The organism is Paractinoplanes polyasparticus, from assembly GCF_019710575.1.
GTDB classification, from domain to species: Bacteria; Actinomycetota; Actinomycetes; order Mycobacteriales; family Micromonosporaceae; genus Actinoplanes; species Actinoplanes polyasparticus.
Window position 1 is genome coordinate 23,732 of the sequence record NZ_JAHWFK010000077.1, and the last position, 6,385, is coordinate 30,116.

Annotated in this window: 7 protein-coding genes; 3 read left to right on the plus strand and 4 right to left on the minus strand. The window is 71.8% G+C overall.

The annotated features are described in order from the left end of the window. Positions 1-103 precede the first annotated feature (103 nt). Together KXC43_RS48435 and KXC43_RS48440 are read right to left on the minus strand one after the other, a co-directional pair. A complete protein-coding gene (locus tag KXC43_RS48435; protein WP_221383084.1) occupies positions 104-862 on the minus strand; it encodes an ABC transporter permease in 759 nt (252 codons plus the stop codon). Continuing rightward, complete coding sequence (locus KXC43_RS48440; RefSeq protein WP_221383085.1) at positions 859-1,851, minus strand: ABC transporter ATP-binding protein; 993 nt, start codon at positions 1,849-1,851, stop codon at positions 859-861. Before KXC43_RS48440 ends, KXC43_RS48435 begins: the two co-directional genes overlap by 4 nt. 69 nt (positions 1,852-1,920) lie before the next feature. Here KXC43_RS48440 and rnhA point away from each other — a divergent pair, with 69 nt between their 5' ends. Continuing rightward, positions 1,921-2,388, plus strand: a complete 468-nt coding sequence (rnhA, locus tag KXC43_RS48445) for a ribonuclease HI (RefSeq protein WP_221383086.1) — start codon at positions 1,921-1,923, stop codon at positions 2,386-2,388. A gap of 210 nt (positions 2,389-2,598) precedes the next feature. Here the strand turns inward: rnhA and KXC43_RS48450 are convergent, their stop codons facing one another. Continuing rightward, positions 2,599-3,057, minus strand: a complete 459-nt coding sequence (locus KXC43_RS48450; protein ID WP_221383087.1) for a pentapeptide repeat-containing protein — start codon at positions 3,055-3,057, stop codon at positions 2,599-2,601. A 235-nt stretch (positions 3,058-3,292) separates the two neighbouring features. Between KXC43_RS48450 and KXC43_RS48455 the strand changes: the two genes are divergently transcribed. Continuing rightward, a complete protein-coding gene (locus KXC43_RS48455; protein WP_221383088.1) occupies positions 3,293-3,634 on the plus strand; it encodes a hypothetical protein in 342 nt (113 codons plus the stop codon). Positions 3,635-3,643: 9 nt separating this feature from the next. After that, positions 3,644-3,991: an MmcQ/YjbR family DNA-binding protein gene (locus tag KXC43_RS48460; RefSeq protein WP_221383089.1), complete on the plus strand. Its 348-nt coding sequence runs from the start codon at positions 3,644-3,646 to the stop codon at positions 3,989-3,991. A 597-nt stretch (positions 3,992-4,588) separates the two neighbouring features. On the opposite strand, the gene KXC43_RS52170 is transcribed toward KXC43_RS48460, so the two are convergent. Then, the gene (locus tag KXC43_RS52170) at positions 4,589-5,764 is read right to left on the minus strand and encodes a DUF1932 domain-containing protein (RefSeq protein WP_308129595.1); all 1,176 of its coding nucleotides are present in this window, start codon (positions 5,762-5,764) and stop codon (positions 4,589-4,591) included. Between the last annotated feature and the right edge of the window lie 621 nt (positions 5,765-6,385).

A 6,385-nucleotide genomic window follows, 5' to 3' on the forward strand; every position in this document is an offset into this window, starting at 1 on the left:
CGACCGTGCGGTCGTCAGTGGCTGTCCACCGAACGATGGACAGCGCCTCTCCCACGGCCCGCCCTCTCCCAGCAGGACTTGTACGCCGCCGGCAAGCTTCCGGTCACTCCCAGCGGAACTTGCGCGCCGCGGCCGTCACGAGGACGAGCGCCCAGGCGCCGAGGCTGAGCCAGATCGCGGTGGGCACGCTCCTGCCGTACGACAGGGTTTCGCGCAACGCCTCGGCGTGGGCCGCCAGCGGAAGGACGAACCACCCCCAAGTGCCCAGATCGGGGGCGGCGAACATGATGCCGCCGGCCGCCAGCATCAGCACGTAGATCAGTGTGGCCGCGCCCGTCGTCGCCTCGGGCCGCAGCAGGCTGGCCATGAGCAGGGCGAGTCCCGAGTACGCGGCGGTGGCGAGCACGGTGATGCCGAGCGCGGGCAGCACGGCCTCGAAGTGCGGCCGCCAGCCGACGGCGAGACCGACCGCGGCCAGCGCGATCAGCTGCACGACGATCAGGCCGAGCACGGCCGCGGTCTTCGCGAAGAGCAGGCCCGGGCGGGTCAGCGGCGAGGCGCCGAGTCGTTTGAGGACCCCGTAGCTGCGCTCGTAGCCGGTCGTGATCGCCTGGCCGGTGAAGGCCGTCGACATCACGGTCAGCGCCAGCACGCCGGGCACCACGAACGCCAGGCGGTCGTCGCCGGGCACGTTGGTGACCTCGGTCAGTCCCGCGCCGAGCAGAACCAGCAGAGGCACTCCCATGGCCAGCACGACGGCCTCGCCGCGGCGCGCGGTCAGCGTCAGCTCCATCCGGATCTGGCTGGCCACGACGCTGCGCATCGAGGCGCGGCCGGGAGCCGGCGCGAATACTCCGCTCATCGGGCCACCTTCGCCTTCTCCCCGGTTGTGTTTCCACCGGTCGGCTTCTCGCCGGTCGGCTTCTCGCCGGTCGGCCTTTCGCCGGTCGGCTTCTCGCCGGTCGTGAGCGCGAGGTACACGTCCTCGAGAGTGCGCCGCCGGGTGTTCACGGCGGTGACCTGCGCGTCCTTGGCGGCGAACCAGCCCAGCACGTCCGAGATCACGGCTGCGTCGAGGGCGCCGGCGATCGCGTACCCGCCGGGGGTGGCCTCGGTGACCTTGAGGTCGGCCAGCCGGCCGTCCGGCACCAGACCCGGGTCGGCGCGGACCTCCAGCAGGTCGATGCCGGCGGCCGCGGTCAGTTCGGCCGGGGTGCCGGTGGCGGCGACGACGCCCGAACGCATGATCACGACCTCGTCGGCCAGGCGTTCGGCCTCGTCGAGCAGATGAGTGGTGAGCAGCACCGACACGCCGTCGGCGCGCAGCTCCTCGATCAGGCGCCAGGTGGTGTGGCGAGCCTCGGTGTCCATGCCGGCCGTCGGCTCGTCGAGGAAGACCAACTCGGGCCGGCCGACCAGGGCCACGGCCAGGGAAAGGCGCTGCTGCTCGCCACCGGAGAGGCGACGCCACCTCGTACGCTCAAATTTACGCAGGCCGAGGCGGTCGAGCAGCATGTCGACGTCGAGCGGGGTGGCGGCGAAGCTGGCGAACAGCCGCAGGATCTCGCCGGCGGTGGCCCACGGATAGACGCCACCCGACTGCAGCATGATGCCGAGGCGCGGCATCAACGCATCGTGGTCGTCCACCGGGTCGAGGCCGAGCACCCGGGCCGTGCCGCCGTCGGCCCGGCGGAAGCCCTCGCACACCTGGAGCAGGCTCGTCTTGCCGGCGCCGTTGTGCCCGAGCAGGGAAAGCACCCGCCCTCGGCTGACGGTCAGTGACACACCGTCGACGGCTGTCGTGTCGCCGTAGCGCACGACCACGTCCCGTACCTCGACCGCGTCTGTCACGGTCAACCACTTTACGTGGCGCTCGTTCCTGCACGGTCCCGGGCGGGGCGGCCCCGTTAGGGTGCTCACATGACCGTGGTGGAGATCTACACCGACGGGGCCTGCGCACCCAACCCCGGCCCCGGCGGCTGGGGCGCCGTGCTGCGCTACGGCACCCGGGAGAAGGACCTGTTCGGCGGCACCGCGGCCTCGACTACGAACAACCGGATGGAACTGATGGCGCCGATCCGGGCGCTCGAGACGCTCAACCGGGCGCCCCTGACGGTGAAGATGTACACCGACAGCGTCTACGTGCGCGACGGCATCACGAAGTGGCTGCCCCGCTGGTCCGCCAACGGCTGGCAGACGTCGGCCAAGCAGCCGGTCAAGAACGTGGACCTGTGGCAGCGCCTCGACGAGGCGGTCCGCCGCCACGACGTGCAATGGCACTGGGTGAAAGGCCACGCCGGCCACCCCGAGAACGAGCGGGCCGACCGCCTGGCCGCCCGCGGTCTACAGGCGGCCGTGGAGGCGGGCGAAATCGTCGGCGGCGCGTGAACATCCCTGGTCATTCGATCGGGGTACGTCAAAAGGGCCATAGCTCTCGGTCTATCGACTTCGGAAGAATCAGAGCATGACCGCGCCCGGCGACCTTGTGCTGATCTTCATCCTCGTGGCCATCTTCGTCGCCTCCTGCGGATACGCGGCCGGGCGCATGCACCAGCGCTACCAGCTGAAGCACGACCGCGAGGCGGCCTACCGGGACGGCTACGAGACCGCCTCCAGCCGCGTCTTCAGCCTGGCCGCCCGGGTCGCGGCCCCCAAACGCCCCGCCCGCGGCGCCGCACCCGTCCAGCCCACCTCACCCGAAGCCCCGCCCAGCTCAGCCCCGTCCAGCTCAGCCCGGCACAGCTCAGCGTTGCCGGACTCCGCCCGGCCCAGCTCAGCCCCGTCCAGCTCAGCCCGGCACAGCTCAGCGTTGCCGGACTCAGCCCCGCCCAGCTCGGCCCTGCCTGACTCAGCGCGGCCCGGCTCGGCCCTGCCTGACTCAGCGCGGCCCGGCTCGGCCCAGCCCGGCTCGGCCCAGCCCGGCTCGGCCCAGCCCGGGTCGGTCCAGCCCGGCTCGGTCCAGCCCGGCTCGGTCCAGCCCGGGTCGCCCTTTCCGGGCACTCCGCTGCCCGGCACGGCGGCGCTCGGCGGGGGTGTCGAGGCGGACCTGCCTTTCAATTCGCGCTCCGAAGCAGGGCCTTCATCCGTCGCACCGACTGGCGACCCTGCGTCTTCCGGTTCTTCGCGCCCTTTCGGCGACGCCGACCCGCCGGCCAAGCATGCGCCCGCCACCCGCAATCCCGATCCCGGCCGCGCAATCCGGCATCAGGGCGTTCCGACGCCGGCCCCCGGACTCATTCCCCACCGCCGCTCAGCCCCTGAAGCCTCCGAGCCCGCCAAGAACGAAGGCGCGTTGGGGTTCCCGGTCCCACCACCGCCCCCGCCCAGCGCCGTGGCCGAACCGGCCGCCGTGGGCGGGGTCACCTTCCAGCCGTTCCGAGACCCTCGCCCAGCCGACGGCTCCGGCCCCGTACTGGGCCGCCGCGACACCCCCGCCGACCCGCCACCCCCGTCGGGCGGCAAACACACCGTCCCCGACGAACTGGTGCAGGCCGCGACCTACCGCCTCCCACCCGACCGAATCTTCCGCGCGAAGGTCCCCAACAGCACACCCCTGCCCGAGCAGACAACGACCCACCTCTCGGTACCCAAGCCCCGCCGCCGGGCCGACGAGAATGTCGTACCCCCGCCGTAGGTTCGTCGCATGGTCACCGTCGACGACGTCCGGCGGGTGGTCCGCGACCTCCCGCGCAGCTCAGAACACCTGATAGCCGACCGCGTGAAGTTCCGCGTCGGCGCCATCGTCTACGTCGCCTTCTCCCGCGACGAGACCACCATGGGCTTCGCCTACCCCAAAGAGGAACGAGACGCCCTCATCGCCTCCGACCCGTCCACGTTCCACCTCCCCCGCGAGTCCGACCTGCGCTTCAACTGGGCCCAGGCCTGGCTGTCCCCGCTGACCGAAGATCAGATGACCGAGTTGGTCCTCGACGCGTGGCGCATGGTCGTCCCCAAGAAGGTGTGGTCCGCTCACCTGCGCCTCCCCACGTGATCGCGTAGCCAATCCCCAGCACCCCTCACCGGTTCAAGCCCGCAGCCATCACCCACCTTGCACCCACCGGGCAACGCCCCCGCCGAGCTGAATCCACAGACGTCGCCCACTGGCTTCCACCAGGCAACGCCGCGCCAAGCCGAGCCCGCAGCCATCGTCCACCCACGTCCACAGCCAGCGCCTCGCCAGGCCGAGCCCAGCCATCACCCACCCATGCCCACAGGCAGCGCCACACCCGGCCAAGCCCAGCCATCACCCACCCACGCCCACAAGCAGCGCCACACCCGGCCATCACCCACCCACCTCACCAGGCAAACCCCTCGCCGCGTGCAACCCGCAACCGTCCGCGAAGGACCTGGCCGAGGTGATGCGCGACTCGGTGGCCAAGGCTCACTCGCGCCTACCGCGCGACGCTCCGGTCAGGCTGAGCCTGCAGCCGTCACCCAACCGCGCGCCACCGGGCAACGCCATAGCCCAGTTGAGCGCGCGGCCGTCGCCTTCCGTTCCCGACCGGACACGCCCTCGCCTCGTTGAACTTGCAGCCGTCAACTCTGCGTCCGCCAAGTCCCACCTCAGCGCGAGCGGGGTCGCCCCCGGCTACCCGCGAAGCCGGGCCACGATTTCGGCGGGGGTGAGATTCCGTTCGTCCTCCGGGTCAGCCTTCGCCAGCGCGGTGCGGGCGATGTCGGCATAGACGTCGGCGATGGCGGCGTACAGCTCCGGTGTCAGGCCGGCCGCCTGCTGGGTGACCGCCACCTCGCGCATCTCGTCGACGAACCGTCCGGCTTTGGTGGCCGAGCGAGCCACTCCTGAGCTGTCCGCCAACCCGTTGCGGTCGAGGTCGGCCAGCACCGCGTCGAGCACCCCGTGCGCATCCGCCGTGCGTAGCGCCTGAGTGACGAGCGCGGTGAGCCCTTTGTAGACACCACCGGTGCACATTTTGAGAGCACTGGCCGAACCCACCTGATCACCCAGCACGATCGGCTCGACCTTCCCACCCCACGGCAGCTCGGCCACCGCGGCCGCACCCGCCCCGGACAGATACAGCCGAGCCCCCGGCCGGACGCTGGGCGGCGGCCCCGAGATCGATCCGTCAACCACCCGGACACCCGTCGACGCCGAGGCGGCCGGCGCCTCGGAGATCGACCGGTCGACCATCCGGCCACCCGGCGGCTCCGCAATCGACCGGTCGAGCATCCGGCCACCCGGCGGCTCCGAGATCGACTGGTCGAGCGTTCTGCCGCTGGGCGGCTCCGAGACCGGCCGGCCACCCGGCGGCACCGAGATCGACTGGTCGAGCGTTCTGCCGCTGGGCGGCTCCGAGACCGGCCGGCCACCCGGCGGCACCGAGATCGACTGGTCGAGCGTTCTGCCGCTGGGCGGCTCCGAGACCGGCCGGCCACCCGGCGGCACCGAGGTGGGCGGCGCACCCGTCAGTGCCCTGGCCACCCGGTCCATCGTCTGCGGCGACACCGCATTGAGGTCGGCGACAATCAGGCCCCGGTGGGTGGCGTCCCGCACGGGCAGGGCGGCCGCGACCGCTTCTGCGGTGGCGACGGCCGCACCGGGTGGCGTCACCGAAAGCACGATGTCGGCCGTCGCGACCACTTCGGCGAGGCTGGGAACAAGTTCGAGTCCGGCCTCGGCAGCCAGCCGCCCGGTGCGCGCCGAACGTCCTTCCACCGTGGTGATCACCCGTGCGCCCCCTTGTCGCAGCGCAGCCCCCAGCCCGGACCCCATGAACCCGGCACTCACCAGTCCGACAATCACCACAGCCCCTCCCTCCTCTCAGCCGCGCGGCGTCCGCCACAACAGCGCCTAACGGCCGCAGACATCCTCCGCTCCCACCACCGCGCCCACCATCGTGCGAGGCATCCGGGCCCAACCATCCCGCCTTCCGCACTCCCCGGCTTTGCCTATTCCACCGCGACGATCAGGAAAGCGTTCGGAGGCCATCCGGATCTCATAGGTGGCCGGCGAGCCCAGCAGCACGGCCACGCCGTAACCGCGGTCGGCCCAGCCGTCCCGCCATTCCCCGGCGTTGCACGTGCACGACCTTTCCGGCCGACCCGGTACTGCCCGCCGCCGCGCAAACGACCGGGGCCCTGCACCCGCCGCCACGCAACGCACCCGAAGCGCCACCCCGCCACCGCGCAGCCGATCGGCACCGGCGCGACACAGCCGACCCAGCCCCACACCCGCCGCCAGCAACCAGCCAAAACCGCCCACCCAACCCACACCAGCGCGACACAGCCAACCCGGCCCCACACCCGCCACCACAGCAACCAGCCAAAACCGCCCATCCACCACCGCGCACCCTGAGTTGCCCCCGCTTTGATGGAGCGGTGGTTACCTGCCGCCGGTCGGGGCAGGGGTGAGGTTATCTGGCTCGCT

Coding starts and splice junctions, on each gene's coding strand:
- KXC43_RS48435 (WP_221383084.1), bottom strand. CDS start 862: ATGAGCGGAGTATTCGCGCCGGCTCCCGGCCGCGCCTCGATGCGCAGC.
- rnhA (WP_221383086.1), top strand. CDS start 1,921: ATGACCGTGGTGGAGATCTACACCGACGGGGCCTGCGCACCCAACCCC.
- KXC43_RS48460 (WP_221383089.1), top strand. CDS start 3,644: ATGGTCACCGTCGACGACGTCCGGCGGGTGGTCCGCGACCTCCCGCGC.